The following is a 26,874-nucleotide window of genomic DNA, read 5'->3' as shown; positions in this document are numbered from 1 at the left end:
GTTTAGGAACGGGCGCGTCAGTAAATGCGGCGTTGTTTCCTGATATCGGGCATGAGGGCCTTTTTTCCGGCCTCGGCCAAGGGCTATGGGCGCTGCCACAGCAAAAGGCGTTGCGATGCAACCAGATCCACTCAGTGTCCTGATCTCGCGGATGGATTTCGCGCTGATCTCTTCCGTACATATTCTGTTTCCGCCGCTTACGATCGGCCTTGCCATCATCCTGTTCAGTTTCGAACTGGCATGGTTCCGTACCAATGATGAACGCTGGTACCGGCTGTGCCGCTTTTTCGAGAAGCTCTTCATTGTCAATTTCGGCGCGGGCGTGGCCACCGGCGTGACGATGGAAATGGCCTTCGGGATCCTTTACGGGCCGTTTTCACAGGCTGCGGGGCCGTTTTTCGGGCAGGTGCTGGGCTATGAGACCATCACGGCGTTCATGTATGAGGCCGGTTTTATCGGTCTGATGATCTTTGGCTGGGGTAAGATCAGCCGCAAGATGCACCTGTTTGCGACATTCAATGTGGCGCTGTCCTCGACGCTGTCGGCTATGTGGATTCTGGTGGCCAATAGCTGGATGCAGACCCCGACCGGGATCGAGTTCAAGGACGGGATGTTCCATGTCACCGACTGGCTGGCCGCGCTGTTCAATCCCAATGTCTTCGCGGCTTTCCCGCATATGCTGCTGGCGGCGGTCGAGCTGTCTTTGTGTTTTGTGGTGGCGGTCTGCGCATGGTTCGTCTTCAAGCGCCGTGAGGTCCAGCTGTTCATCCGTCCACTGCGTTACAGCCTTGTCGCGTTGGCCGTTGTGGCGGCGGGCCAGATCTATCTGGGCGATCTGCTGGGCGAGAATGTGCTCGAGCATAAACCGGCGGCGCTGGCGGCGATGGAGGGCCAGTATGACACCTATGATGCCGATGGGAACGTCAATACCGCGTGGAACGTCATCGGCTGGCCCAACAAGGAGGGCACCGGTCTGGCATGGTCGATCAAGATCCCGCATGCGCTGTCGCTGATTGAAACCAAAACGTGGAATGGCGCGGTCGAGGGGTTGAATACCTTCCCCGAAGACGAGCGCCCGCCGGTGGTGCTGCCGTTCTACAGCTTCCGGATCATGGTCGCGATTGGCGGGGCCATTCTGGCGGTGGCGCTCTGGGGGGGCTGGCTGAGCTACCGTCGTCAGCTCTGTGCCAGCTATGCGCCGCTTCAGCGCCGCTTCCTGATGGTCTGTATCGCGATGGTTTCGCTACCGTATATCGCGGTCATCGCGGGGTGGTGGACGCGCGAGATCGGGCGTCAGCCGTGGATTGTCTACGGGATGATGCGGGTCGAGGATGGCATGTCGAACCTGTCGGTCGGTCTGGCCAGCTTCTGGTTTGCGGGCTTTGCCATTTTCGAATGCGCCGTGATTGCGGGCACGATCTGGTATCTGCTGAAGGTCTGCCGGAACGGGCCCGACCTGACCAGCCCCGTCGCGGGGGACGGAGAGGAAACGCTGGGCGAGCTGGACCTGCCCGAAGGGCCGCATGCGAAACGTCCCGAATATATCCGTCCGGTTTGAGGGGAGAAAAACGAGATGACCCAACTTGATGACATGCAGTATTTCCTTGCCAATGCCTGGTGGCTTGGTCTGGGGGTTGCGATGCTTCTTTATATCGTGCTGGACGGGGCCGATCTGGGGGCAGGGATTTTCGGGCTTGTGGTGGGCGACCATGACGAGCGCGGCGCGATCATGGCGGCGATGGCGGGCACGTGGGATGCCAACGAGACATGGCTGATCGTGGCGGGCGGCATTCTTTTCGGCACCTTCCCCTTTGTCTATGGCTCGGCGTTCCATTATCTGATGGTGCCTCTGGCCTTCGTGCTCTGGGGGGTGATGTCGCGGGCGGTTGCGATCGAATTCCGCCATCTCGCGTCCGAGAAATGGCAGCGCTTCACCGATTGGGTGTTCGGCCTGTCCAGCCTGACCGTCACCTTCTTCGGCGGCATGAGCGTGGGGGCGGTCCTGCAGGGCTTTCCGCTGGTGCATGAGGCCGGAAAGCTGCCCTATTATGCGGGCGGTGCCTTCAATTTCGTCTCGGCTTTCTCGATCTGGACGGGGATTGCCGCCTGTGTCGCGGTCACGCTTTCGGGGGTGCTTTTCGTGCGGGCGCGTTTTGAGAAAACCGAGCGTATCCGGCAGGATGCGGCCCGCTGGACGGCTGTGATCTTCTGGCTGGCAATCGGCTCTGTGCTGGTCACGCTGGTCTGGAGTGCGGTGCTCTTCGACTGGGCGCGCGACGCGTGGTTCGGGCGGCATTTCTGGGCATGGGGGCTGTTCGGGCTGGCCGCGCTGTGGTGCATCGAGCAGGTCCGCCGCGACACGCTGCGCGACCGTGATCTGGCAGCGATCCTGTGGTATAACGCCGCTGTGCTGATCCTTGGTCTGGGCATGCTGGTCACGCTTCATCCCTGGCTTGTTCCGGGGACGTGGACCATCCGCGACGGGGCAAGCCCGCAGGTGTCGCTGATCACCTTCACCATGACAATGGGGGGCTTTCTGCCGGTCATGATCATGTATAACTGGTACCAGATCTGGGTCTTCCGTGCGCGGATTTCCAAGCTGGTCGCCTACGAGCACCACTGAGCGCGCATGTCTGTGCCCGCCCGCCCGCAAGCCCCGCGTCCCCTGCATGGGGACGCCGTCAGGCCCATCGAAGGCTGGCTGCGCCGTCATGGTCTGGCGGGGCGCAGCGTGGCGGCCCTGTCGGTCTGTGCAGCGGTCGGTTCGGGGGCGATGGTGGTGCTGCAGGCCTATGCGACCGCCCGCATGATTGCGGCGGTGGTGGTGGATGGGGCCGCGCTTTCGTCCTTGCAGGGTGATATATCCTTATTCATCATTTCCATGATGTTACGAGCCATTCTTGATGTTTTGCGTGAAGGGCTGGCCTTCGAGGCAGGGGGCAGGATCCGCGCGCATCTGCGGCGGATCATCCTGCAGCGGATCGGGCATGCGAGGCTGCAGGATCTGCCGCCTTCGGGCGAGGTCGCGGGCATCCTGTCCGAGGGGGTTGAAGCGGTTCAGGACTATTTCGCGGCCTTCCTGCCCCAGCGTCTTGTTGCGGCTCTGATCCCTGTGCTGGTGCTGGTCTGCGTGATCCCCTTCGACTGGGTCACCGCGCTGATCCTTGCGGTGACCGCTCCCGTCATTCCTGTCTTCATGATTGTGGTCGGCAAGGGGGCCGAGGCGCTCAACCGTCGCCAATGGCAGCGCCTGATGGTGATGGGGGCGCATCTGTTCGACCGTATCGCGGGGCTGGTGACCCTGCGCCAGCTTGGCGCGGCGCGACGCGAGGCGGCGCTGGTTGCGGCCATGTCGGAAGGCTATCGCAGCGCCACGATGAAAGTGCTGCGTCTGGCGTTCCTGTCCTCGCTGGTGCTGGAATTCTTTTCGACCATCGCGGTGGCGATGGTGGCGGTCTATGTGGGGTTCCGCCTGTATTACGGCGATCTTACCTTTTTGCCGGGGCTGTTCGCGTTGCTGGTCGCGCCCGAATTCTTCCGTCCGCTGCGCGAGATGGGCCAGCATTATCATGCACGTATGGCGGCCATCGGTGCGGGCGAGGCGATGATGGCGTTGATCGGCCCCGATCAGCCCGCCGCCACAGGGATCGCCGGCACAGGGATCGCCCCGCGCGACTGGCGGATGCTGCGGGTGGAGGCGTTGAGCTTTACCCATGCCGACCGCTCTGCCAGCACCGATGTCGATGGGGACAGCGTGGGGCCGCTCTCCTTCACACTCGAACGCGGGCGGAGCCTTGCGGTGATGGGCGCAAGCGGGGCGGGCAAAACCACCTTGGCGCGGCTGCTTCTGGGGCAAGTCTCGCCTTCCAGCGGGCAGATCCTGCTGGACGGGCAGACGATCGCCGCACAGGACTTGCGGGCGGGTATCGGCTGGCTGCCACAGACGCCGCGCCTGTTTGCGGGCACGCTGGCCGAGAATATCGCGCTTGGCCAGCCCGCCGCGACGCAGGCGCGGATCGAGGCTGCGGCACGGGCCGCGCAGGCGCACGGGTTTATCTCTGCCCTGCCGGAGGGCTATGCCACCCGTCTGGGGGAAGGCGGAGCGGGCCTGTCGGGCGGCCAGATCCGGCGGGTGGCGATGGCGCGGGCCCTGCTTGTCTCGCCCGCGCTTCTGATCCTTGACGAACCGACGGCGGCGCTGGATGCGCAAGGCGCGCAGGCCCTGATGCGCAGCGTTCTGGCGGCCACGCCCGATGCGGCCCGCCTGATCATCACCCATGACCGCGCCTGCGCACAGCTTGCCGATCATCTGATTATGCTGCAGGCGGGCAAGGTGGTCTTTGACGGGCCACCACAGGATCTGCCACAGGATCTGCCTGCGGCCTTCTTCGAGGCACCGAAGGAGGTGCGTGATGTCTGATCTGCGGCGCCTGTTACATCTGTGCAGACCGTTCCGCTGGCGTATCGCGTTTGGGGTCGCGCTCTCGGTAACGGTGATGCTGTCGAATGTGGCGCTGATGGCCGTGTCGGGATGGTTCATCACCTCGATGGCCCTTGCGGGTCTGGGGCGGTTGACGCTGGAATTTTTCACACCGGCGGCGGCCATCCGTGGCCTTGCGCTGCTGCGGGCGGGGGCGCGCTATCTGGAACGGCTGGTGACCCATGAGGCGACGCTGGCCCTGATCGCCAAGCTGCGCCCGTGGCTTTATACGCGCCTTGTGCCGCTGGCCCCTGCCGGTCTTCGGGGGCTGCGGCATGGGGATCTGCTGGCGCGACTGCGGGGCGATGTGGATGCGCTGGAAAATGTCCACCTGCGCCTTCTGGGGCCGGTGCTTTCGGCGCTGGTTGCGGGCGGGGCGGTGGTGCTCTGGCTCGGGCTGGTCTGGTGGCCGCTGGCGCTTTGGGTGGCGCTGGGGCTTTGCGTGGCGGGCGGGCTTGTGCCGCTGATCCAGCGCGCGTTCCTGCGCCAAAGCGGCGGGCGGATCACGCGCGCCCGTGCCCGTCTACAGGCCGAAAGCGCCGATCTGACCCGCGGACTGGCCGAATTGCAGGTGTTTGGCGCGGTGGAGCGGCAGGTCCTGCTGGTGCAGGCCTGCGCCGCGCGGATGGTGGCGGCGCAGCGCAGGCAGGCATGGCTGGGCGCGGTCTTCACCGCCTTGGGCAGCCTTGTCGGTCAGGGGATGGTGCTGGGCGCGCTGGTGCTGCTGATCCCGCAGGTCAGCAGCCACACCCTATCGGGGCCGGAGATGGCGATGCTGGTTCTGGCGGTGATGGCGGCGATGGAAACCGTTGCGGGGCTTCCGGCGGCTGTGGCGCATTGGGACAGCACGATGGCTTCGGCGCGGCGCATTTTCGAATTGGCCGACCAGCCGCCCGAAGTCCTCGAGACGTCCCATCCCCGACCTCCGCGCGCGCCGGAACTGGTGCTGGATCATGTGTCTTTCGCCTATCCCGGCGGGCCGGAGGTGATCCGTGATCTCAGCCTGCGGCTTGTACCGGGCCAGAGCCTTGCGCTGACGGGGCCAAGCGGGGCGGGCAAGACGACGGTGCTGAATCTGGTGCAGCGGTTCTGGGACCCGTCCGAGGGGGCGATCTCGCTTTCGGGGGTGGATCTGCGGGCGCTGTCCGATGCCGATCTGCGTGGCGGGATTGCGGTGGTGGACCAGCATGTGCATCTGTTTAACGGCACGATTGCCGAAAACCTGCGGCTGGCGCAGCCCGGGGCCAGTGACGAGGCGCTTTGGAACGCGCTTGATCTGGCGGCGCTGCGGGCCGAGGTGGCAGCGATGCCGCAGGGGCTTGCGACCCGTCTGGGCGAGCTGGGGGCGCGGCTTTCGGGGGGGCAGGCGCGGCGGCTTGCCGTGGCACGGGCGGCGCTGCAAGAGGCCCCGCTGCTGCTGCTGGACGAGCCGACCGAAGGGCTGGACCGCGCCACGCAGGCGCAGGTGATTGCGGGGCTGCGGCAGTTGGGGGCAGGGCGGATGATGCTGATTGTGACCCATCACCCGCAGGTTCTGGCCCTTGCGCAAAAGAAGATTATGTTAAACCCGACTGCCGCCTGCACTCCCCTGCCTGCCAGCCTCTGAAGGTCCGATGAAGACACCTGTCCTGCCGCCTGCCGCCTCCGGCGACCCCGATGACGCCATTCGGGCGCTGTCCGAAGATACCGGACGCCGCAATCTGGCGCTGCTGATCCGGCTGCGCTGGATCGCCCTTGCGGGGCAGGCGCTGGCGATTGCGGTGACCGTGCTCTATCTGGGCGCGGATCTGCCGGTGCCCGAGATGATGGCGGTGATCGGGCTGTCCTGCGCGATCAATCTCTTTGCGCTCTGGCGCTGTTGCAAGGGTCTGGCCGTTTCCGACTGGATCGTGACCGTCGAGCTGCTGATCGACATCGCGGCGCTGACCGTGCTTTTGTATTTCAGCGGCGGGGCGGCCAATCCTTTCGTGACGCTGTTCATCTTGCAGGTGATGCTGGGATTGCTGCTGGCCCCCATGCCGCAGGTGATTTTCATCCTGTCTGCGGCTGCGGCTGCGCATTTCTGGCTGCTGCGCCACGGTCGTCCGCTGCGACTGCCGGCGATGGGGCCGGAGCAAATGACCCAGATGACCGGCGACGGGTTTTTCGGCCTGCATCTGCTGGGAATGTTTCTCAGCTTCGTGCTGGCGGCGGGGCTTCTGACATGGTTTGTCAGCGGGCTGCGGCGCAATCTGGCGGCGCGGGATGCGCAGATTGCGGTCTTGCGGCAGAAACTGGTGGAAGACGAGCATTTCGTGCGTCTGGGGGTGATGGCCTCCAGCACGGCCCATGATCTGGGCACACCGCTGACCACTCTGGCGGTGACGCTGGATGAATGGCACGAAAGCGGCATTCCCGACAGTCCACGCCGCGAAAAGGTTCTGGCGCGGATGCAGCAGGAGCTGGCACGGTGCCGACATATTGTCAGCGGCATGCTTTTTGCCGCAGGGCTTGACCGGCTGGATCTGGCCGAGGCGCTGCCTGCGGGCGAATTTCTGGACGAGGTGATCACCGACTGGCGCGAGGACGGGGGCGCGCTGGAGGTGGAGATGCGGCCCGCGCCGGTGCTGGGGGCGGCGCTGATTGCCGATACGATGCTGGAACAGGCGCTGCGCAATATCCTGACCAATGCCCAGCAGGCAGGCGCGCGCCATATGATCCTGTCGGCGCATCGCGAGGCCGGTCATCTGGTGGTGGTGTTTGACGATGATGGTCCGGGATTTCCGCAGGCGGTGCTGGATCATCCGGTGCGGCCTATGGCGGCGGGCAAGGGCGACCCCGGTCGGGGGTTCGGGCTGTATCTGGTTTCCAATGCCGTGCGTAGGCTGGGCGGGGACTGGTCGGTCGAGAACAGGGCGGAAGGTGGTGCGCGGGTGCGACTGAGCCTGCCGTTGAAAGAGGACGAGACATGACAGAAGCGGTGCGTAACTTGCTGATCGTCGAGGATGATTCCGCCCTGGCGGAGACATTGACCGAGGCCATGACACGGCGCGGCTTTGCGGTGTCGCAGGCCGGTTCGACCGAAGAGGCGGCCATCGTGGCGGCGCAATCCCCGCCCGATTTTGCGCTGGTGGATCTGAAGCTTCCGGGGCGGAACGGGCTGGAATGCGTGCGCGAGCTGGCCGCGCTTGATCCGGCGCCGCGGATCGTCGTGCTGACAGGCTTTGCCTCGATTGCCACAGCGGTCGAGGCGATCAAGCTGGGTGCGGGGCATTATCTGGCCAAGCCCGCCACCGCCGCCGAGATCGAGGCCGCTTTCGCGCGTGGCGCGGGCGAGACGGATCTGGCCTTGGGGCAGGCCTCGGGGGGCATTCGGGTGAATGAATGGGAACGCATTCAGGAAGTGCTGCGCGCCACCGATTTCAATATCTCCGAGGCGGCGCGGCAACTGGGGATGCACCGCCGGACACTGGCGCGCAAACTGGCCAAGCGCCAGCTGCGCTAGGCATCGCTACACCGTGACATGCTGCAGCTGGTCATCAAGCAGCAGCAGCTCGGCCACCGGCAGGCCCGCCGCAAGATCGGGACGCGCCAGCCCCATAGCATCGCGCGGCACCAGTGCCGCCATGCGATAGGCGGTCTCGACGGTCATGCCCATTCGCGTCACCGCATTGCGCAGGCAGTGCACCAGATCGGTATGGGCCCCCGCCAGCGCGCCCTCGGCATTGACCAGCGCCCCGTCCTTGAGGCGGATCGTCTGGCCATAAAGCTCGAAATGGTCGGGGCCGCCAATCGTGGCCATCGCATCCGAGACCATGAACATCCGGTCGGGCAGCGGGCGCGCCTGACAGGCGATCTGCGCCATCGTGAAATCCACATGGTGGCCGTCGAGGATGATGCCCGCATAGGCCTCCGAGGCGATGGCGGCCCCCAGCAGATTGGGCGCGCGCGAGGTCATGGCGGGCATGGCGTTGTAGAGATGGGTGAAACAGCGCAGCCCCGCCGCAAGGGCCGCGCGGGTTTGTGCGGCATCGGCCATGCTATGCCCGCCCGAGACCACAACCCCCATTCGCGCCAGCTCCTGGATCACCGGCAGGGGCACACATTCGGGGGCCAGCGTCAGCATCACCGGAATATCCCGCGCGCGCAGCCGCTGCAGATCCGTCATCGTGCGGTCATCGAAGGGGCGGATGAACTGCGCCTGATGGGTGCCGCGCTTGGCGGGGTTGAGATGCGGCCCCTCGATATGCAGGCCCACAAACCCCTCCATCCCGAAGGCCTCGATTGCGGCATCGACCGCGCGGGTCAGGCGCTCGGGCTCGCAGGTGATCAGCGTGGGCATGGCCCAGCCCGTGCCCCGCAGGCGCAGCGTGCGGATGATATGGGCGATCCCTTCGGCATCGGGGCGCGAGTTCAGCATCACACCGCCTGCGCCATTGACCTGCAGATCGGTCAGCGCCGGACCGGCAAACCCGACCTCTAGATCGCCGGTTTCTCCCGCCTCTGCAGCCCGAAACCCGACCAGACGGCCCTGCACCACCTCCAGCCGCAGCGGTCCGCAGAACTGTCCCGCGACCCAGCCGCGCTTGGCGATGACGATCATGATGCTATTCCTTTGCCGCTTCCTGCACCGCCAGAATGGCCGCGCCGCGTGCGCCCGAACTATCCCCATGCGCCGCCAGCCGCAAGTCGGGCAGCGCCATCGGGCCAAGCCGCACACGGGTGAAAGCCCGCGCCAGATGGTCGGTGACCTGAGGCAGTTGCGACAGCCCGCCGCCCAGAACGATGCAATCCGGATCAAGGGTCAGATGCAGCGTCAACAGCAGTTCGGCGGCCAGCGCGGCCCAGATCTCCAGCACGCCGGTGGCCGCAGGGTCGCCATTCGCCACCGCCGCCCCCAGATCCTCGGGGGGCAGGGCGTGGCCCAGTTTGTGCTGGCAGATCCGGCGCAGCCCCGGACCGGCAAGATAGGTTTCAAAACATCCCTTCCTGCCGCAGCCACAGGGGCGGATCGGCAGGCCGTGCCGTTCAAGCAGCGGCGCTGGCAGGCCCAGATGTCCGGCCTCGATCCCGGCGATGTTGCGCCGGTAGGGCAGCGCGCCGTCCAGCACATGGCCCGCCCCGATGCCCGTGCCCATGATCAGCCCCAGAACCGAGCGCGCGCCCAGACCGGCCCCGCCATGTGCCTCGGACAGGGCAAAGGCCTGCCCGTCATTGATCAGCGGGATCTTGCGCCCGATCTTGCGGGCGATGGCGGCGGGCAGGTCAAGGCCGGTCACCGGAATATTGGCGGCCATTGCCGCGCCGTTGAACGGGTTGATGATCCCCGGAAGGCCGATGCCGATCGGCAATCTGGACCCGCGTCCAGAAGTCTCCTCTAGCCAGCGGATGGCTTTGGACAGCGCTTGGAGGAACGTCTCGACGGTATCGGTCGGCGTAGGAAAGCGGGTCGCTTCAAGGCTCTGATAGCCTGCGCCGAACAAACGGGCCTCGATCTTGGTGCCCCCCAGATCGATGCCTCCGGCAATCGCGTTCGGATAGGTTTTGGCTGTAGCTGCCGCCATCGACGCGCCTCCTTCTGTCTTGCGCCAGATTAGCGGCAAGAGCTTTTCACCGCCAGTGCCGGAATTTGCTTCACATTCCGCAAGGGCATGCGTTATACGCCCCTCCATCAGCACAGCTTAAGTCATCCGATCCGGCCGGTGGGCGGCAGGAACCCGCGCAATCCGTAGCGTCAAGCTTCACAGACCCCTGTCCATAGTGGCAAGAGAGGGGCAAACATCAAAATGGGCGATCCTGAGTCGAAGCCTGAATCGGGTCTCGGGACGGGGCCCATCAAATGAGGAGCAGTTTCGTCGTGGCGAAAGACGATATCCGCAGCCGGGCCGACGCGCCCCCGGCCGTTGTACGGCCCTTCCATTTCCGTGGCCGGTTCCTGACCGCAATCGCGCTGCGTATGGAATCCGACACGCCGGACGAGGCTTTCTATACCGCGCTTGATCAACAGCTCGAGAAGACGCCGCAGCTTCTTGTCGGCTCGCCTATGGTCATCGATTTCGCTGATGTGCCCGGCTTTGCCAAGCCCGAAGCCATTCAAGACCTCGTGGCCCAGATGCGCGCGCGCAATCTGTCGGTTTTCGGGGTGCAGAACGCCAATAAGGCGCAGCGCGAGACTGCCGACCAGCTTGGGCTGATTCCGGTGATCAGCGGACGGGACGGGCCGGTGCACGAGCCGCGCAAGCCGCTGAACCCCAAGGGCCAGAACGGGGCCCACCAGCTTGGCCAGAACAAGGGCCAAACGGTCGAGGCGGAGGCCGAGACAGAGGCCGACCAGCCTGCCGCAGCCCCCGCCCAGACCCTGACGATCCGCAATCCCGTGCGCTCGGGCCAGCAGATTGTGGCCGAACATGGCGACCTGATCGTGCTGGGCTCGGTGGCCTCGGGGGCCGAATTGGTGGCCGCAGGCAATATCCACGTTTATGGCGCGCTGCGCGGGCGCGCGATGGCAGGTGTGTTCGGCGATGAAAGCTGCCGGATCTTCTGCCGTGATCTTGATGCCGAACTTCTGGCCGTGGCGGGCCTTTACCGTACCAGTGAAACCATCGGAGACGACCTGCGCCATCGGGCTGTGCAGGCTTGGCTCGAAGATGACAGACTATGCATGGAGACCTTTGCATGAGCACCCAAACCACAGATAAGGCCAAGGAAGAGCTGAAGGAAAAGCCGCCGCTCGGTCGGGTGATCGTCATCACCTCGGGCAAGGGGGGCGTTGGCAAGACGACCTCTGCCGCAGCGATTTCGGCAGGTCTGGCCAAACGCGGTTTCCGCACCGTTGTCATCGATTTCGATGTGGGTCTGCGCAACCTCGATATGATCATGGGCTGCGAACGCCGTGTGGTCTTTGACTTTATCAACGTCATTCAGGGCGATGCCCGTCTGAAACAGGCGCTGATCAAGGACAAGCGCGTTGAAACGCTGCAGATCCTGCCGACCTCGCAGACGCGCGACAAGGACGCGCTGACCAAAGAGGGCGTGGAAGAGGTGCTGAACGAGCTGAAGAAAGAGTTCGACTATATCATCTGCGACAGCCCCGCAGGGATCGAACGCGGCGCCCAGCTGGCGATGTATTTCGCCGATGAGGCGGTCGTTGTGACCAACCCCGAAGTGTCTTCGGTGCGCGATAGCGACCGCGTTCTGGGCCTGCTGGCGTCAAAAACCCAGCGCGCCGAGAAAGACGGCACCGGCGTGAAGGCGCAGGTTCTGCTGACCCGTCACGATCAGGCCCGTATCGACAAGGGCGAGATGATGACCGTGGAAGACGTGCTGGAAATTCTGGCCGTGCCGCTTCTGGGGATCGTGCCCGAAAGCCCCGCCGTGCTGCGTGCGTCCAATGTGGGCACGCCGGTCACGCTGGACGATCCGTCTTCGGCAGGTCGCGCCTATGAGGATGCGGTTGCGCGTCTGCTGGGCGAGAAAGTCGAGATGAAGGTCGAAGGTGAAAAGAAACCCGGCCTTCTGGGCCGCATCTTCGGGCGGTCGGCATGAGCCTTTTCGGATTTTCTCTCAAACCCCGTCGCAAGCAGACCGCCAATGCCGCCAAAGAGCGCCTGCAGATCCTGCTGGCGCATGAGCGCGGCTCGAACTCCTCGGGCGGGGATTACCTGCCGCAGCTGCAACGCGATATCATCGCAGTGATCCGCAAATATGTCGAAGTGGCCGATGAAGAGGTCGATATCCGCATGGAGCGCGGTGACGATATCGAAAGTCTCGAAATCAACATCGAGATGCCGTCGAAACCCGCCAAGGCGGACAAAGCCTGAGCGCCCACACTTTGCGCCATGATCTGCCGGGGCCATTGGCCCCGGCTTTCTTTTGCCTGATATATAGGCAAAGGCCGTCTTTTCGGGCGTCTATTATGCCGCATGACTTGCGCCTTGGTCTTCCCCCGTCCTAACCGGAGGAAGAGACCGGAAAGGACATGCCTTGCGCCATCAGTTCATCGCGCCCGAGCGTCGTGAGTATAATCAATGGGCGGCGAACGAGACGCTGGAGGATTTCGCGCTGCGCTTTACCGCAAGGCGGGCGCGGTTGCGCCCGTCGCGTGTGGCCCATACGGCCATCGGGGCGCTGGCTTTTCTGGCCTGCGAGGCGATTGGCGGGTCGCTGACACTGGCGCATGGCACCCGCGACACGCTGGCTGCGGTGGCGGGGCTTGTGGTGCTGGCGCTGCTGGTGGGCTGGCCGATCACGCGGAACGCGGCGCGTTCGGGGCTGGATATCGACCTGCTGACGCGGGGCGCGGGCTTTGGCTATATCGGCTCGACGGTGACCTCGCTTGTCTATGCGTCTTTCACCTTCGTGCTGTTCGCGATCGAGGCCTCGATCATGTCGGTGGCGCTCAATCTGGCGCTCGGGATGCCCCTATGGCTGGGGCATCTGGTGTCGGCGCTGGTGGTGCTTCCGATTGCGGCCTTCGGCATCCGGCGCATTTCGCGGATGCAACGCCTGAGCCAGCCGCTATGGCTGGGGTTGCAACTGGCACCGCTGCTGGTGCTTGCGGTGGCGGGAACGGAAGACACGGTGCCTGATATGGCGTCTTGGCTGGGCTTTGGCGGCGCGGCATCGGGCGTCGATCTGCTGCAGATCGGTGCGGGGCTGTCATTGCTGCTGTCGCTCTTGCCGCAGATTGGCGAACAGGTCGATTATCTGCGCTTCCTCCCCGAGGGCAAAAGCTGGCGCAGGCGTCTGGCACTGGGCATGGCGGGGCCGGGCTGGGTGCTGATTGCCGGTGCCAAGATCATGCTTGGCTCATGGCTGACGGTCATGGCAATCCGGGCAGGCATCGCGCCCGATCTGGCCGCCCAACCCGCCATCGCCTTCGATCTGGCCTTCGGCACGCTGCTGGGCAATCCGGTTCTGGCATTGATCGCGATGGGGGTTCTGGTCTGTGTCGCGCAGGTCAAGATCAATGTGACCAATGCCTATGCCGGTTCGATCGCATGGTCGAACTTCTTTTCGCGGCTGACCCATAACCATCCGGGACGTGTGGTCTGGCTGGTGTTCAACACCGCATTGGCGCTGATGCTGATGGAGCTTGGTGTCTTTGGCGCGCTGGAAAGCATTCTGGATCTTTACGGCATTCTGGCGGTGGGCTGGCTGGGGGCTGTGGCAGGCGATCTGGCGATTGCCAAGCCGCTGGGGATGTCGCCCAAGCTGATCGAATTCAAACGCGCCCATCTTTATGACATCAACCCCGTGGGCTGTGGTGCGATGGCGCTGTCGGTGCTGGTGTCGGTGCTGTGCCTGACGGGGTGGCTGGGGCCCTTGGCGCAGGCCTTCTGTGTGCCCGCCGGTCTGGTGGTGGCTTTTATCGCCGCGCCGCTTCTGGCTTGGGCGACGCGGGGGCGTTTCTACATCGCGCGGGGGTCGCAGATTGCCCCTGCAGCGGACGGGCTGTGTGGATGCGGGATTTGTGGCAACCGGTTCGACCCCGAGGATATGGCCCAATGTCCGGCCTATGGTGTGGCGATCTGTTCGCTGTGCTGTTCGCTGGAGGGGCGGTGCCGTGATCTGTGCAAACCGCAGGCGCGGCTGTCGCAACAGATCCGCGCGCTGTCCGAACGGGCCCTGCCGGCACGGCTCTCGCCCCGCAGGCGGGCGCGGATCGGGCAGGTTGCGGGGCTGGCGGCCGTGTTTGTTCTGGCGACGGCGGGGCTTCTGGGGGCGGTGCGCCATCAGGTGACGCGCGGGATGGCGGCAGGCTCGGCACAGGCGGTCGGCTCGGCTTTCTGGGTGATTTTCGTGGCGCTGGCGATCCTGTCGGGGCTGATGGCGTGGTTCTTCGTGCTGGCGCATGAGAACCGCCGTCAGGTCGAGGACGAGTTCGAGCGGCAGGCCGAGGCGCTGCGCCGCGAGGTGGGTGCGCGCGAACAGGCCGAGGCGCAGGCCCGTCAGGCGCGCGAGGTGGCCGAGGCTGCCAATTTCGCCAAATCGCGCTTTCTGACCGGTCTCAGCCATGAAATACGCTCGCCGCTCAATGCGATCTATGGCTATGCCCAGCTGATGGAGCGCGATCTGTCCGCTGCGCCTTCGGCGGTGGGGGTGATCCGGCGCTCGGCCGAGCATCTGACGGATCTTGTGGACGGGCTTCAGGATATCTCGCGGGTGGAAAGCGGCACGCTGGTGCTGGCGCGTGATCGCGTCGCGCTGCCCGAACTGTTGGACCAGCTGGCCGAGATCTTCCGCTTTCAGGCCGAGGCGAAGGGCTTGGATTTTGTCTATGACCGTCAGGGCTGGCTGCCGCGTCAGGTGCTGGTGGACCGCAAGCGGCTGCGGCAGGTGCTGATCAACCTGTTGTCCAATGCGGTGAAATTTACGGACCGTGGTCAGGTAGGGTTACGTCTGCGCTATCGCAACCATCTGCTGGAGGTCGAGATTTTCGACACCGGCATCGGCATTGCCCCCGAAGATCTGAAGCGTATTTTTGATCCGTTCGACCGAGGCAGCCGCGCCGATCTGGTGCCCGGCACTGGGCTGGGGCTGACCATTACCAAGCTGCTGGTCGAGATCATGGGCGGTCATATCCGCGTGGAAAGTGTGGCCGGCGAGGGCACGCGGATGGTGGTGCAACTGCTGATGTTCGAGGCAGGTGGTGACCTTCTGCCAACGGGCGCGCGGCCGGTTCTGGGCTATGAGGGGCCGCGCAAGCGCCTGCTTCTGGTGGATGATGATGCCGATCATCTGGCGCTGTTACGCCGGATACTGGCGCCTTTGGGCTTTCAGGTGGTGGTGGCGCAGAACGGGGCCGAAGCTTTGCGGCTGGCCCCCGCGCTGCGCCCCGATCTGGCGGTGCTGGATATCACCATGCCCGGCATGAGCGGTTGGGAGGTGGCGGCACGGTTGCGCGCGCTGGACCCCGAGATGCGCGTGGTGATGCTGTCGGGCAATGCCCATGACAGTCAGGCTGAAGGGGCGGGGCTTCAGGACGGGTTCCTGTCGAAGCCGGTGGATCTGGATGCGCTGCTGGCGGAGATTGGCGGGCTTTTGCAGATTGACTGGCTATATGATGCGAGACCGGCGGAGCGTCCGGCAAAGCCCGATCTGCCCGCCGATCTGCTGGAACGGCTGCTTGCGGCGGCGGAAATCGGGCATCGGCGCGGGGTGTTGGATATTCTGGAGGACTGTCCTGAAGGATCGGTTGCGCAGTGGTTGCAGCTTGCGCAGGGGTTCGAACTGCCGCGCCTTGCGCAGCAGGTGCGGATGATGATGGAGGAGGGGCGCGATGACGGATGATATCGTGTTGATCGTGGATGACACGCCGCAGACGCTGGGGCTGTTGACCGATACGCTTGAGCGCGAGGGGATGACGGTGCTGGTGGCGACCTCGGGTCAGGCGGCGCTGGATCTTCTGGGCAAGATCGCGCCGCATGTGATCTTGATGGATGCGGTGATGCCGGGGCTGGATGGTTTTGCCACCACGCGGGCCATCAAACAGACGCCGGGGCGTGAGAATATCCCTGTGATCTTCATGACCGGATTGTCAGATACCGAACATGTTGTGGCCGGATTGGCGGCGGGCGGCGTCGATTATGTCACAAAACCGATCAAGCTTGAGGAATTGATCGCCCGTATCCGCGTACATCTGCTGAATGCGCGTCTGGCCGAAGGGGCGCGGGCGGCGCTGGATGCGACGGGGCGGTCCTTGCTGGCAATGGATGGCGGCGGGCGTATCCTGTGGTCCACGCCGCGCGCCGAGGAATTGCTGGGTGGGCTGTTCCATGGCGGGCAGCTGATGCTGACCGAGGCTCTGGTCGGGCAGCTTCTGTCGCTGACCCGTCAGACGGGCAGCACGGCGGTGGTGCCCTTGGGCGAGGCCGAGATCGGGTTCCATTACCTCAACCCCGTGCGCGAGGGCGAATATCTGTTCCGCGTCACCGAAGACCGTCCGGGCCTGCGCGAAGAGATCCTGCGCGGGCGTTTTCCGCTGACCCAGCGCGAGGCCGAGGTGCTGGTCTGGGTTGCCGCTGGCAAGTCCAATCAGGACATAGCCGACATTTTGGGAAATTCGGTCGCCACGGTGAAAAAGCACCTTTTGCAGATCTATGCCAAATTATCCGTGGAAAATCGGGCCACTGCGGCGGCGATGGCGGTGCAGGTGCTGTCCGAGCAGGGGTGAACTGCTCGGACCAGATGTCACACATCAGACATTGACCAGATGGGCAACCTCTGCGGCGGTATCCTCTGTGGTGCGCCCCTGACGCACCTGCCGCCCACGTTGCAACACGCAGTAGTCATCGGCAAAGGACCACGCGAAATCGAGATATTGCTCGACGATGACAATGGTCACCCCCAGCTCGCTGCGCACGCGGCGCAGGGCATCCTCGATCTGCTGGACGACATTGGGCTGGATCCCTTCGGTCGGCTCGTCCAGCAGCAGAAGCTTCGGCTGGCCACAAAGCGCGCGACCGATGGCAAGCTGTTGTTGCTCGCCGCCCGACAGAACACCCGCCTTGCGGTGGCGGATCTGGTCGAGCTTGGGGAAGAGGTCGAAGATATGGTCGGGAATGCCTTTGGAGATCAGCCCCTTACCGCGCCCGGCCAGCGCCGAAAGCCCCGACAGCAGGTTTTCCTCGACGCTGAGATGCGGGAAGACATGGCGGCCCTGCGGCACAAAGCCGATCCCTGCACGGGAGCGTTCATGCGGCTTGGCCTGCGTCACATCCGCCCCGTCCAGCGTGATGCGGCCACGGGTGGCCTTCTGCACGCCCATGATGGTGCGCAGAAGGGTGGTTTTGCCCACGCCATTGCGCCCGATCAGCGCCAGCGCACCGCCGCGCGCCACATTCAGGTCGATGTCGAACAGCACAGGGCTTTGACCATAGCCTGCGCCGACGCGCTCCATTTTCAAGAGGCTGTTCATATGGTTACTCCTTTGCGCGGCCAAGGTAGACGGCGGCGACTTCCGGATCGGCGCGCACATCGGCAACCGAGCCCTGTTTCAGGAACTTGCCCTGATGCATCACGGTGACCTTGGCGCCCAGTTCCTCGACAAAGGCCATATCGTGGTCGATCACCAGCACCGCATGATCGCCCAAGAGGGAATGGATCAGCTTGGCGGTCTTGGAGGTTTCATTCGGGCCCATCCCTGCGGTGGGTTCGTCCAGCAAGAGCAACTCGGCTCCCGTGGCGACCACCATCCCGATCTCGAGCCATTGCTTCTCGCCATGCGCCAGATCGCGCGCGAAGGTCTCTGCCCTCTCGGTCAAGCCAATCTTGTCCAGAAGCGCCTCGACCTTTTCGGCCTCTTCGCGTTTTGCACCATGGCCGAAGCCCTTCCACCAGCGGCGGTCGCGGCGGGCCGAGACCAGAAGGTTGTCGCGCACGGTCAGCGAGGGCAGCACCCCCGGCGTCTGGAATTTGCGGCAGATGCCACGGCGCACGATCTCGAACTCGGGGAGGTTGGTGATATTGGCACCGTTGAAAGTGACCGTACCAGCCGCCGATTGCACCCGCCCGATGATCGTGTCGCAAAGCGTGGATTTGCCCGCGCCATTGGGGCCGATCAGCACCCGCAGCTGGCCGCGTTCGAGCGTCATCGAGAAATTGTCGATGGCTTTGAACCCGTCGAAATCCACCGTGATACCATCGAGTTTCAGGATATAGGGATCGGGGGTTACGGAGGTATAGGCGTTCATTTCGGCTCCTCCACGAGGTCTGCTTCGGGGGTACGGCGGTTGCGGGATTTCTCGATCAGGTCTTCGATCAGACCGGCGATCCCATTGGGCAGGAACATCACGGTCAGGATGAAGACGAGGCCCAGCACATAGAGCCAGGCTTCGGGCATGGCCGAGGAGATCACATCCTTGGCGAGGTTGACGACCAATGCCCCCAGCACCGCGCCCCAGAGGCTGTGACGGCCCCCGACGGCGACCCAGACCACCATCTCGATCGAGGGAACGACGCCCACAAAGGCGGGCGACACCACGCCTGCGTGCAGGGTAAAGAGCGCACCGGCGATCGAGGCGAACATGCCCGCGAAGGCGAAGGCCACGACCTTATAGGGGGTGGTGTTATAGCCCAGAAACCGCACGCGGTTTTCGCCATCGCGGGTGGCGCGCAGAAGCGTGCCATAGCGCGATCCGGTCAGCCATTTCGAGAAGGCGAAGACCACCACCAGCAGCGCCAGCGTGACGAAATAGAGGATGCGGTTGGTCTCGGGCGTGCCAAGCGGCAGGCCGAAGATACCGGTAAAGCCCGTCAGCCCGTTATAGCCGCCCGTAGTGTTCTGCTGGCTGGTCAGCAGCGTGGCGAAGGTCAGGGCGACGGCTTGGGTGATCAGCGCGAAATAGACCCCCACGATGCGGCGGCGGAACACAAGCCACGAGAAAAGCGCGGCGAAAGCGGTGGGGATCACGATGATGGCCGCCAGTGCGAAAACGGGGTTGGCGAAGGGCGCCCACCACCACGGCAGCGCCATCACGCCCGACCATTCCATGAAATCGGGCAGGCTGCCTGACGGTAGCGAGGCCAGCTTCATATACATGGCGATGGAATAGCCGCCCAACCCGAAGAAGACGCCTTGGCCGAGGCTGAGGATGCCTGCCTCGCCCCAGATCAGCACGATGCCGATGGCAAGGATGCCCATGGCCAGAAAGCGGCCCAGCAGGTTGAGGTCGTAAGACGACACGAAAGAGGGCGCGAGAGCGGCCAGTGCCAGCACGGCGATCCAGCCATAGCGGTGTAATGCGGTCATATCAGTCCTCCAGAGCGCGCGAACGGGTGGCCACCACGCCTTGCGGGCGGAATTGCAGGAAGATGATCACGGCCAGCAGCATCAGCACTTGGCTCATCGAGACATCAAGGAAGATCTGGCTGATGGCCGAGACAAGCCCGAGGATGATGGCGGCAATCGTGGTGCCCACCATGGACCCAAGTCCCCCCATCACCACCACAAGGAAGGCCGGAACGATATAGCTTTGCCCGACGCTTGGCGTGACCGGCCCAAGGAGCGAGAGAACAACGCCCGCAAGCCCCGCGATCCCCGTGCCAAGGCAGAAGACGGCCAGATCGACGCGGCGGACATTGATGCCCGAGGCTGCGGCCATCATGCGGTCCTGGTTGACGGCGCGCACCAGAAGGCCAAGGCGGGTGCGGGCAATCAAGAGCCCCAGCGCCAGCAGCACCAGAACGGCCACGCCCAGAATGAAAAGACGGGTCGAGGGGAAATAGACGCCCCCCAGCATGAAGCCGGTGTTCAGCCAGTCGGGCGCGGTCACACCCACGCCAATCGGCCCGAAGATCGAGCGCGCGGCCTGTTGCAGGATCAGGCTGACGCCCCAAGTGGCCAGCAATGTGTCAAGCGGGCGGGCGGACAGTTTGCGCACCACGGTCAGCTCCATCACGCCGCCCAAGAGGGCCGCGCCAAGGAAAGCCACGGGGATCGCGACGAGAATGGCCAGCGGTCCGGGAACCACGAGATAGGTCAGATAGGCCAGATAGCCGCCCAGCATCAGCATTTCGCCATGCGCCATATTGATCACCCGCATCAGCCCGAAGCTGAGCGCCAGACCGAGGGCCGCAAGAACGAAAAGCGAGGCGACGCTGAAACCGTTGAAGATCTGCCCGACAAGAAGGGTTGCATCTACCATGGGGTGTCTCCTGCATGTTCGAGAAAGAGGCCCCCGACATGTCGCGGGGGCCAGTCGGGGATCAGTTGGTTGCGCTCAGGTCGCAGGATTTGCCGGGGAAGGTGAGAGCGTCATAGGGTTCGGGCGCGATCTCGCCTTCGGATTTCCAGACGATGTCGAATTTGCCCTTGTCGTCGAGCTTGCCGACATAGGCGGTCTGGGTCAGCGACTGGTTGGGCGCGAAGGCCACATCGCCCATCGGCGTTGCCACATCCAGATCAACGGCGGCTCTGCGCACGGCATCGGCATCGAAGCTGCCTGCTTTTTCCACAGCGGCTTTCCATGCGTAGACGTCCAGATAGCCGTGCAGCATCGGGTCGGTAATCGCGGCATCAGCGCCGAATTTCGCGCGGTAGGCATCGACGAATTTCTCGTTCGCCTCACCCGGGAGGGTCTCGAAATAGTTCCATGCGGCATAGGAGCCTGCCACCAGTTTGGTGCCCATGGCTTGCGCTTCCTGTTCGGCAATCGAGAAGCTCATGACCGGCGTGTCTTCCAGCGTGATGCCCGAAGCGGCCAGCTGTTTGAAGAAGGAGACGTTGGAATCGCCATTGAGCGTGTTGAAGATGATATCGGGCTTGGCCGCGCGGATCTTGGCGATCACGGCCGAGAAATCGGTGCCACCCAGCGGCACATATTCCTCGCCCGCCATAGTCAGCCCGTCTTCGGCGATATGTTTTTTCACGATCAGGTTGGCCGTCCGCGGGAACACGTAATCCGAGCCGACAAGGAAGATGCTCTTGTCGCCTTGGGCTTTGGCCCATTCATAGGCGGGCAGGATCTGCTGGTTGGGCTGGGCGCCGGAATACATGATATTGGCCGAGCATTCATTGCCCTCGAACTGGACCGGATACCATAGCAGATTGTCGGTGCGCTCGAAGACCGGCAGCATGGCCTTGCGCGAGGCCGAGGTCCAGCCGCCGAAGACGGTGGCGACCTTGTCGTTTTCAATCAGCTTGGTGGCTTTTTGCGCGAAGATCGCGGGGTCGGAAGCGCCATCCTCGACGATCGCCTTGATCTGATGCCCCATCACGCCGCCTGCGGCATTGATCTCGTCAATCGCCATGACTTCGGCGTTTTTCACGGTGACTTCCGAAATCGCCATCGTGCCGGAAAGCGATTGCAGCACACCCACATTCACGCTGTCTTCGGCCAGAGCGCTCTGCGCCGAAGCAGCGCCGAAAGCCAGTGCGGCCAGTGTCAGATTGGTCTTTTTCATGAATCGTCCCCGTTGTTGTTGGCGTCGCGCTTTATGGTTGCGCGGCATGGGGAGAGCATGCGGGCCTTTGCGGGTGCCGCATATGCACCGAAGGGAGTATGGCAAAAGGCGGCGGATGCGGCCTATCACGCGCTCTGCATGGCAGCCTTGCCCGAAACGCAAGCGGAAAACCCGATGCGGCGCGCTACTCTTTTCGGGGGAGGGCGTGTGAAAGGGTAAAAAGTGCTGGCGGAATATCTTCTTGCAAAGGTCGATGGTCTGGTGCGCAAGACATTGCGTGCGGGGCCTATGCGTGATGCGCGGCGCAAGCCCGCGCGGCCTCACCGCGAGCGTGGTGAGCTGCCGCGACGCGGGCGTCTGGCCGATGTATCGGATCCGCTGGAACGCGCCTGTGTCGCGGTTATTCTGGGGCTACCGGCAGAAGAGCGGCGGGTGCTGGAACTGACCTATGGTCTGACCGGCCATTTGCCCTGTCCGCCCCATCGGGCCGCCGATATTCTGGGCTGGGGCTTGGCGCAGACCATGACCATCGGCGAAGCCGCGCTGCTGCGGTTGCGCAATTCCGCGCGGGGACGGGCGGCCTTTGCGCCCTTGCTGGCGGCCCTGCATCTGCGCCTTCTGGAGGCGGCGCAGAAGATCTACGATCTGCGGATGGCGCAGGCCCCGCGGGCCGAACGCGACCATGTACTCTACCGTTTCTGGTGTGATCTGACGCCGGTCGAACGCCTGTGTCTGCGCGGCTTCGGCGAGGGCGAAGTGGCCGAGATGCGGCGGGCCCTTGAACACCGTGCAGCGGGGCGGATCTAGGCCGCGTCAGGCCGTCTCGCGGATGATCAGCTGGCCCAGAAACGTCTTGCTGCTGAGCGGGCTACGCGAGTCCAGCACCTCGACCAGATAGGCGGCCATGTCGCCCAGCGGCTGCTGATAGGTCGTCAGGCGGTAATTCGGGCTGGCAGCTTGCGGAACGTCGTCAAAGCCGATCACCGCGATGTCCTCGGGCACGCGCAATTTCAGATCGTGGCGGATCGCGTCGATCGTACCCAAAGCCAGCGCGTCATTCTCGCAGACGATGACATCGGGCAGATCCTGCGGGGCGCGTCCCGTCAGGCTCTGGCGGATCAGGCGTTCGGCCTTTTGCGAATCATAGGCATCCACCCATTGCGTTTCCGGCTGGCTGCCATAGGTGTCGGCCCAGTATTCCATGAAGGTCTCCTTGCGTAGAAGATGCGCCGAGAAAGTGCGCGGTCCGGCAAGGTAGAACGGCTTTCGGAAGCCCTTCTGGGTGATGTATTGCGCGATCTTCAGGGTCGCGGCCCTATCATCGACGGCAATCGAAATGACATTTTCGTTCTGCGAGGTCCGCGCGAAGACAATCAGTTTGGGCTGGCGTCCGCCCTGCTGCACAGCATTCAGGATGTCGTCATGGAACTGGATGCCGATCAGGATGGTGGCATCGACGCGACGCTGGCTGGCATGGCGTAGGGCGGGGGCGGTGTCATCGGTATCGAGCGTATTGACCAGCAGGATATCCCAGCCCCCACGGCGCAGGGCGCGGGTCAGATGTTCCAGCATCACCAGCTTGTGCGGATTGGCGAAATCGTCGATCAGGAGTGCCACCAGATTGGACCGTGCCGAGGACGAGCGCGCCGAGGCCAGCGCGGCGGCCCGCAGGTCGGGGATATAATCCAGCGCGGCCGCGGCCTGTAGGACCTTTTCGCGCGCCTTCTCGGAAATCGAGGCATCCTTGCGGAAGGCACGATTGACCGTCCAGCGCGACACACCGGCGGCGCGGGCGACGTCATCTGCGGTGACGTAGCTCTCTGCAGGCTGCGGGGCGGGGTCTTTTTTCATCGGTGGTCCGTCCTGTCTTCCGTAAGGGCACGGCAAAGATTTGCCGTCTGCCTACACCCAAACTGCGGGCAATCCAAAATGTATCTGACAAATAATAGGCTAGCCCATCTATTTTGCACTCGCGAGCAAATTTATCTTGCACGCGCGTGCAACGGCGGTATTAATGAGTCGTGTCGCGGCCTTGAGGAGGGCTGCACACAGGGAGGATCATATGCTGAAAGTTGGGTTGCTCGGCGCTGGCCGTATCGGGCAGGTGCATGCGGTAAACATTGCGGGGAACGCGCGTTCCAGCTTGGTGGCGGTGTCGGATGTGCATCGCCCCGGTGCCGAGGCGCTGGCTGCGAAATTCGGGGCGCAGGCGCGCTCCACCGAAGAGATCCTGAGTGATCCGTCGATTGATGCGGTGCTTGTGGCGACCTCGACCGATACCCATTCGGATCTGATCGAGGCGGCGACAGCGGCGGGGAAAGCCGTTTTGTGTGAAAAGCCCGTGGATCTGTCGCTGGCCCGTGCGCGGGCCTGTCTCGGGGCGGCACGTCTGAGCGGGCGGCCCGTGATGATCGGCTTCAACCGCCGGTTCGACCCCAATTTCGCGGCGCTCAAGGCCGCCGCACAGCGCGGCGAGATCGGTAAATCCGAGCTGCTGTCGGTGACTTCGTTCGACCCTGCGCCGCCGCCGGTATCCTATATCAAAGTGTCGGGCGGGCTGTTCCGCGACATGATGATCCATGATTTCGATATGGCCAATTTCCTGATGGGCGAGGTGCCTGTGACGGTGCGCGCGGTCGGAAGCTCTATCGTTGATCCCGAGATCGGCGCGGCAGGGGATGTGGACACTGCGGTGGTGACACTGACCTATGCCGACGGGCGGATCGCGGTCATCAAGAATTCGCGCCGCGCGGTGTATGGCTATGACCAGCGTGTCGAGCTTCTGGGCTCTGACGGGCTGCTACAGGCGCAGAATATGCTGGAAAATACGGTTGTGAAGTCGACCACGGCAGGCGTCGTGAGTGCCAAGCCCACCTATTTCTTCCTTGAACGCTATATGCCCGCCTATGCGGCGGAATGGGAGGCATTCGTGTCGGCGGTGCTGGAGAATGCACCGATGCCCAGCACGCTTGAGGACGGAATTGCCGCCTTGGCGATGGCCGAAGCCGCGACCGAGTCCGCCAGAACCGGTCAGGCGGTCACGCTGGATTTGCAAGAGGATTTCTACCGGAAGGCCGTTTGAGGCCCCGCCGTTAGAAAAGTGGCTCCGTGCGGGCCTGCACCGGAAGAGGAGCCGGTTCGGGGAACGGCCGCACGGGGAGAGGCGGGGTTAATCTGCCCTCCGGCTTTGCCAGCATATGCGGGTGGCGGCGAGGCACGCCCTGCCCAAGACCTTTTTGGGAGGAGAAAGCATGAAGACCCTTTTTGCTACGGTCGCTCTGAGCGCCATGATGGCCGGTGCCGCGATGGCACAGGAGATCATCGTTGTCAGCCACGGTCAGGCCAATGACCCGTTCTGGTCGGTTGTGAAGAATGGCGCGGTCGAGGCGGCCAAGGATACCGGCGTCACTGTCGATTTCCGTTCGCCGGAAACCTTCGATATGGTGCAGATGAGCCAGTTGATTGATGCCGCTGTCAATCAGGAGCCGGACGGGCTTGTGGTCAGTATTCCCGATGCGGATGCGCTTGGTCCGTCGATCAAACGCGCGGTCGATGCGGGGATCCCCGTCATCTCGATGAATTCGGGGGGCGATGTGTCCAAGCAGCTTGGCGCGCTTTTGCATGTCGGCCAGTCCGAATTCGACGCGGGCAAGGCGGCAGGCGAGAAGCTGTCGGAAATGGGCGGCACCAAGGGCATCTGCGTCAATCAGGAAGTGGGCAATGTCTCGCTTGATCAGCGCTGCGCTGGTTTTGCCGAAGGGTTCGGTCATCCGGTTGCGGTGATCCCGACCATGACCGATCCGGCAGAGGTGCAGGCAAAGGTGCGTGCGGCGCTGGAATCCGATCCGGATGTGAACACGGTTCTCAGTCTTTCGGCACCGCTTGTGGGGGAGCCTGCCGTGAAGGCGGTAAAGGCCCTTGGGCGCGATGATGTGCTGGTGGCGACCTTCGACATGTCGTCGTCCTTCCTGCAATCGGTGGCCGATGGCGATGCCGCTTTCGCGATCGACCAGCAGCAGTTCCTGCAGGGCTATCTGCCGGTCTCCTTCCTTGCGCTGCATGCCAAATACGGGCTGATGCCTGCAGGGGACGTGCCCTCGGGGCCGAACCTGATCACCAAAGACAAGGCCGCGCAGGTCATCGACCTTGCGGCCAAGGGAATCCGCTAAGTTTCGGAACCGGATGTCCGGCCCCGTGCCGGGCATCCGGCGCGACACGCCCCGAACACCCGCCGGTTTCAGGGCCGCGCGTCACATACAGAGCCTTCGTGGCTCTGCCATGACCACCACGCCATAGGGCAGGCTACAGCATGATTGTGGCCGCTATCTCCAAAACTGACTGCATGATGGGAGGGATTCATGCCAACGGACGCCACCATTGCGGCGGACGAACGGATCAAATCCGAGTCGTTTGCCACCAAACTCATGAAACGACCGGAACTGGGCGCGATCGGGGGGCTGATCCTCGTGACGCTGTTCTTCCTGCTGACCGCCGATGGGACGATGTTCACATTGTCCGGTATCATGAACTTCCTCACGCCCTCGGCCCAGCTCGGGATTTTGGGGATTGCCGCAGCCATGCTGATGATCGGCGGCGAATTCGACCTGTCCATCGGGTCGATGGTCGGCTTTGCGGGCATGATCTTCGGGGTTTTCACCGTCAATCTGGGGTTGCCGCTGATCTTCTCGATCCCGCTGACCATGATATTTGCCGCAGCGATCGGGGCGGCGAATGGGGCCATCGTGATGCGCACGGGGCTGCCGTCCTTTATCGTGACGCTGGCGGGGCTGTTCATCCTGCGCGGTCTGGCGCTGGTGGGGCTGAAGCTGTTTACCGGCGGCTCGACCCAGCTGCGCGGTGTGCGTGAGGCGGTCGAGGGGGATGTCCTGACCCCGGTCTTTTCGGGCGATGCCTTTCAGGGCCTGTTTGCCTGGGCTGCCAAAGCGGGCCTGATCGACAGTTTCAAATCCGGCGCACCGAAAGTGCCGGGCGTTCCGGTCGAGGTGCTGTGGTTTATCGGGCTGGCGCTGGTGGCAACCTATATCCTGCTGCGCACGCCTGTCGGGAACTGGATCTTTGCCACGGGCGGCGACAGCAACGCCGCGAAGAATTCCGGCGTTCCGGTGCGCAAGGTCAAGATCTCGCTCTTCATGCTGACGGCTGTGGCGGCAAGCCTTGTGGCCATCATCACCGTGATCGATGCCGGCTCGACCGATGCCCGTCGCGGGTTCCAGAAAGAATTCGAGGCGATCATTGCCGCCGTGATCGGGGGCTGTCTGCTGACGGGGGGCTATGGCTCGGCGATCGGGGCCTTCTTCGGGGCGATCATCTTCGGCATGGTGACCATCGGCCTGACCTATACCAATTTCGATCAGGACTGGTTCCAGGTGTTCCTTGGCGCAATGCTGCTGATTGCTGTGGTCTTCAACAATGTGATCCGCAAACGTGTGACGGGGGAGCGTTGAGATGACCCTTCAGGATAGCAAGTTCCATCATGGCTTCGTGGCCGA

General features: G+C 63.8%; 23 protein-coding genes. 15 read left to right on the top strand and 8 right to left on the bottom strand.

Annotated elements, in window-relative coordinates; genetic code table 11:
• Window positions 1-115 precede the first annotated feature (115 nt).
• Genes WDB86_RS16515 through WDB86_RS16490 form a run of 6 tightly spaced genes read left to right on the top strand, consistent with a single transcriptional unit; the run spans window position 116 to window position 7,964 of the window.
• The gene (locus WDB86_RS16515) at window positions 116-1,558 is read left to right on the top strand and encodes a cytochrome ubiquinol oxidase subunit I (RefSeq protein ID WP_341485802.1); all 1,443 of its coding nucleotides are present in this window, start codon (window positions 116-118) and stop codon (window positions 1,556-1,558) included.
• A gap of 15 nt (window positions 1,559-1,573) precedes the next feature.
• Window positions 1,574-2,623, top strand: coding sequence for a cytochrome d ubiquinol oxidase subunit II (locus WDB86_RS16510; RefSeq protein ID WP_330647000.1), 1,050 nt, complete (start codon window positions 1,574-1,576; stop codon window positions 2,621-2,623).
• A gap of 6 nt (window positions 2,624-2,629) precedes the next feature.
• The gene (gene cydD, locus WDB86_RS16505) at window positions 2,630-4,420 is read left to right on the top strand and encodes a thiol reductant ABC exporter subunit CydD (protein ID WP_341485801.1); all 1,791 of its coding nucleotides are present in this window, start codon (window positions 2,630-2,632) and stop codon (window positions 4,418-4,420) included.
• Window positions 4,413-6,086 carry a thiol reductant ABC exporter subunit CydC gene (gene cydC, locus WDB86_RS16500; RefSeq protein WP_341485800.1) on the top strand — a complete coding sequence of 558 codons (1,674 nt, stop codon included), beginning with the start codon at window positions 4,413-4,415 and terminating at the stop codon, window positions 6,084-6,086. The genes cydD and cydC overlap by 8 nt, the downstream gene beginning before the upstream one ends.
• Before the next feature lie 7 nt (window positions 6,087-6,093).
• A complete protein-coding gene (locus WDB86_RS16495; RefSeq protein ID WP_341485799.1) occupies window positions 6,094-7,431 on the top strand; it encodes an ATP-binding protein in 1,338 nt (445 codons plus the stop codon).
• A complete protein-coding gene (locus WDB86_RS16490; protein ID WP_330647005.1) occupies window positions 7,428-7,964 on the top strand; it encodes a response regulator in 537 nt (178 codons plus the stop codon). The genes WDB86_RS16495 and WDB86_RS16490 overlap by 4 nt, the downstream gene beginning before the upstream one ends.
• Window positions 7,965-7,970: 6 nt before the next feature.
• Here WDB86_RS16490 and WDB86_RS16485 read toward each other — a convergent pair whose 3' ends face one another.
• Complete coding sequence (locus WDB86_RS16485; RefSeq protein ID WP_341485798.1) at window positions 7,971-9,062, bottom strand: N-acetylglucosamine-6-phosphate deacetylase; 1,092 nt, start codon at window positions 9,060-9,062, stop codon at window positions 7,971-7,973.
• Between the two features lie 4 nt (window positions 9,063-9,066).
• Complete coding sequence (locus WDB86_RS16480; protein ID WP_341485797.1) at window positions 9,067-10,023, bottom strand: ROK family protein; 957 nt, start codon at window positions 10,021-10,023, stop codon at window positions 9,067-9,069.
• Between the two features lie 275 nt (window positions 10,024-10,298).
• Between WDB86_RS16480 and minC the strand changes: the two genes are divergently transcribed.
• The 5 genes from minC (at window position 10,299) to WDB86_RS16455 (ending at window position 16,634) form a co-directional block, all read left to right on the top strand.
• Window positions 10,299-11,138, top strand: a complete 840-nt coding sequence (gene minC, locus WDB86_RS16475; protein ID WP_330647008.1) for a septum site-determining protein MinC — start codon at window positions 10,299-10,301, stop codon at window positions 11,136-11,138.
• Complete coding sequence (gene minD / locus WDB86_RS16470) at window positions 11,135-12,004, top strand: septum site-determining protein MinD (RefSeq protein WP_330647009.1); 870 nt, start codon at window positions 11,135-11,137, stop codon at window positions 12,002-12,004. Before minC ends, minD begins: the two co-directional genes overlap by 4 nt.
• A complete protein-coding gene (gene minE / locus WDB86_RS16465) occupies window positions 12,001-12,279 on the top strand; it encodes a cell division topological specificity factor MinE (RefSeq protein WP_330647010.1) in 279 nt (92 codons plus the stop codon). Before minD ends, minE begins: the two co-directional genes overlap by 4 nt.
• A gap of 163 nt (window positions 12,280-12,442) precedes the next feature.
• The gene (locus tag WDB86_RS16460) at window positions 12,443-15,751 is read left to right on the top strand and encodes an ATP-binding protein (protein WP_341485796.1); all 3,309 of its coding nucleotides are present in this window, start codon (window positions 12,443-12,445) and stop codon (window positions 15,749-15,751) included.
• Window positions 15,741-16,634: a DNA-binding response regulator gene (locus tag WDB86_RS16455; RefSeq protein ID WP_341485795.1), complete on the top strand. Its 894-nt coding sequence runs from the start codon at window positions 15,741-15,743 to the stop codon at window positions 16,632-16,634. Before WDB86_RS16460 ends, WDB86_RS16455 begins: the two co-directional genes overlap by 11 nt.
• A gap of 24 nt (window positions 16,635-16,658) precedes the next feature.
• On the opposite strand, the gene urtE is transcribed toward WDB86_RS16455, so the two are convergent.
• The 5 genes from urtE to urtA form a co-directional block, all read right to left on the bottom strand.
• The gene (urtE, locus tag WDB86_RS16450) at window positions 16,659-17,378 is read right to left on the bottom strand and encodes an urea ABC transporter ATP-binding subunit UrtE (RefSeq protein WP_341485794.1); all 720 of its coding nucleotides are present in this window, start codon (window positions 17,376-17,378) and stop codon (window positions 16,659-16,661) included.
• A 4-nt stretch (window positions 17,379-17,382) separates the two neighbouring features.
• Entirely contained in the window at window positions 17,383-18,153 is a 771-nt protein-coding gene (gene urtD / locus WDB86_RS16445; protein WP_341485793.1) for an urea ABC transporter ATP-binding protein UrtD, read from the bottom strand.
• Window positions 18,150-19,211, bottom strand: a complete 1,062-nt coding sequence (gene urtC / locus WDB86_RS16440) for an urea ABC transporter permease subunit UrtC (RefSeq protein ID WP_341485792.1) — start codon at window positions 19,209-19,211, stop codon at window positions 18,150-18,152. The genes urtD and urtC overlap by 4 nt, the downstream gene beginning before the upstream one ends.
• 1 nt (window position 19,212) lies before the next feature.
• Window positions 19,213-20,106, bottom strand: coding sequence for an urea ABC transporter permease subunit UrtB (gene urtB / locus WDB86_RS16435; protein WP_330647017.1), 894 nt, complete (start codon window positions 20,104-20,106; stop codon window positions 19,213-19,215).
• A gap of 61 nt (window positions 20,107-20,167) precedes the next feature.
• Window positions 20,168-21,364, bottom strand: coding sequence for an urea ABC transporter substrate-binding protein (gene urtA, locus WDB86_RS16430; protein ID WP_341485791.1), 1,197 nt, complete (start codon window positions 21,362-21,364; stop codon window positions 20,168-20,170).
• Window positions 21,365-21,586: 222 nt separating this feature from the next.
• Here urtA and WDB86_RS16425 point away from each other — a divergent pair, with 222 nt between their 5' ends.
• Complete coding sequence (locus tag WDB86_RS16425) at window positions 21,587-22,171, top strand: hypothetical protein (protein ID WP_341485790.1); 585 nt, start codon at window positions 21,587-21,589, stop codon at window positions 22,169-22,171.
• A 6-nt stretch (window positions 22,172-22,177) separates the two neighbouring features.
• Here the strand turns inward: WDB86_RS16425 and WDB86_RS16420 are convergent, their stop codons facing one another.
• Entirely contained in the window at window positions 22,178-23,215 is a 1,038-nt protein-coding gene (locus WDB86_RS16420) for a LacI family DNA-binding transcriptional regulator (protein WP_330647022.1), read from the bottom strand.
• Between the two features lie 211 nt (window positions 23,216-23,426).
• On the opposite strand from WDB86_RS16420, the gene iolG reads away from it, so the two are divergent.
• The 3 genes from iolG to WDB86_RS16405 all read left to right on the top strand — a co-directional run bounded on the left by iolG (window position 23,427) and on the right by WDB86_RS16405 (window position 26,829).
• Window positions 23,427-24,446 (top strand): inositol 2-dehydrogenase, encoded by a 1,020-nt coding sequence (gene iolG, locus WDB86_RS16415; protein ID WP_330647023.1) that lies wholly within the window; start codon window positions 23,427-23,429, stop codon window positions 24,444-24,446.
• Between the two features lie 169 nt (window positions 24,447-24,615).
• Window positions 24,616-25,533 carry a sugar ABC transporter substrate-binding protein gene (locus WDB86_RS16410; RefSeq protein WP_330647025.1) on the top strand — a complete coding sequence of 306 codons (918 nt, stop codon included), beginning with the start codon at window positions 24,616-24,618 and terminating at the stop codon, window positions 25,531-25,533.
• A 189-nt stretch (window positions 25,534-25,722) separates the two neighbouring features.
• Entirely contained in the window at window positions 25,723-26,829 is a 1,107-nt protein-coding gene (locus tag WDB86_RS16405) for an ABC transporter permease (RefSeq protein ID WP_330647026.1), read from the top strand.
• The last annotated feature ends 45 nt before the right edge of the window (window positions 26,830-26,874 follow it).

Source organism: Thioclava sp. GXIMD4215 (assembly GCF_045291555.1).
GTDB classification, from domain to species: Bacteria; Pseudomonadota; Alphaproteobacteria; order Rhodobacterales; family Rhodobacteraceae; genus Thioclava; species Thioclava litoralis.
The sequence above is the reverse complement of the archived record's forward strand: the minus strand, read 5'-3'. Positions and strand labels throughout refer to the sequence as shown.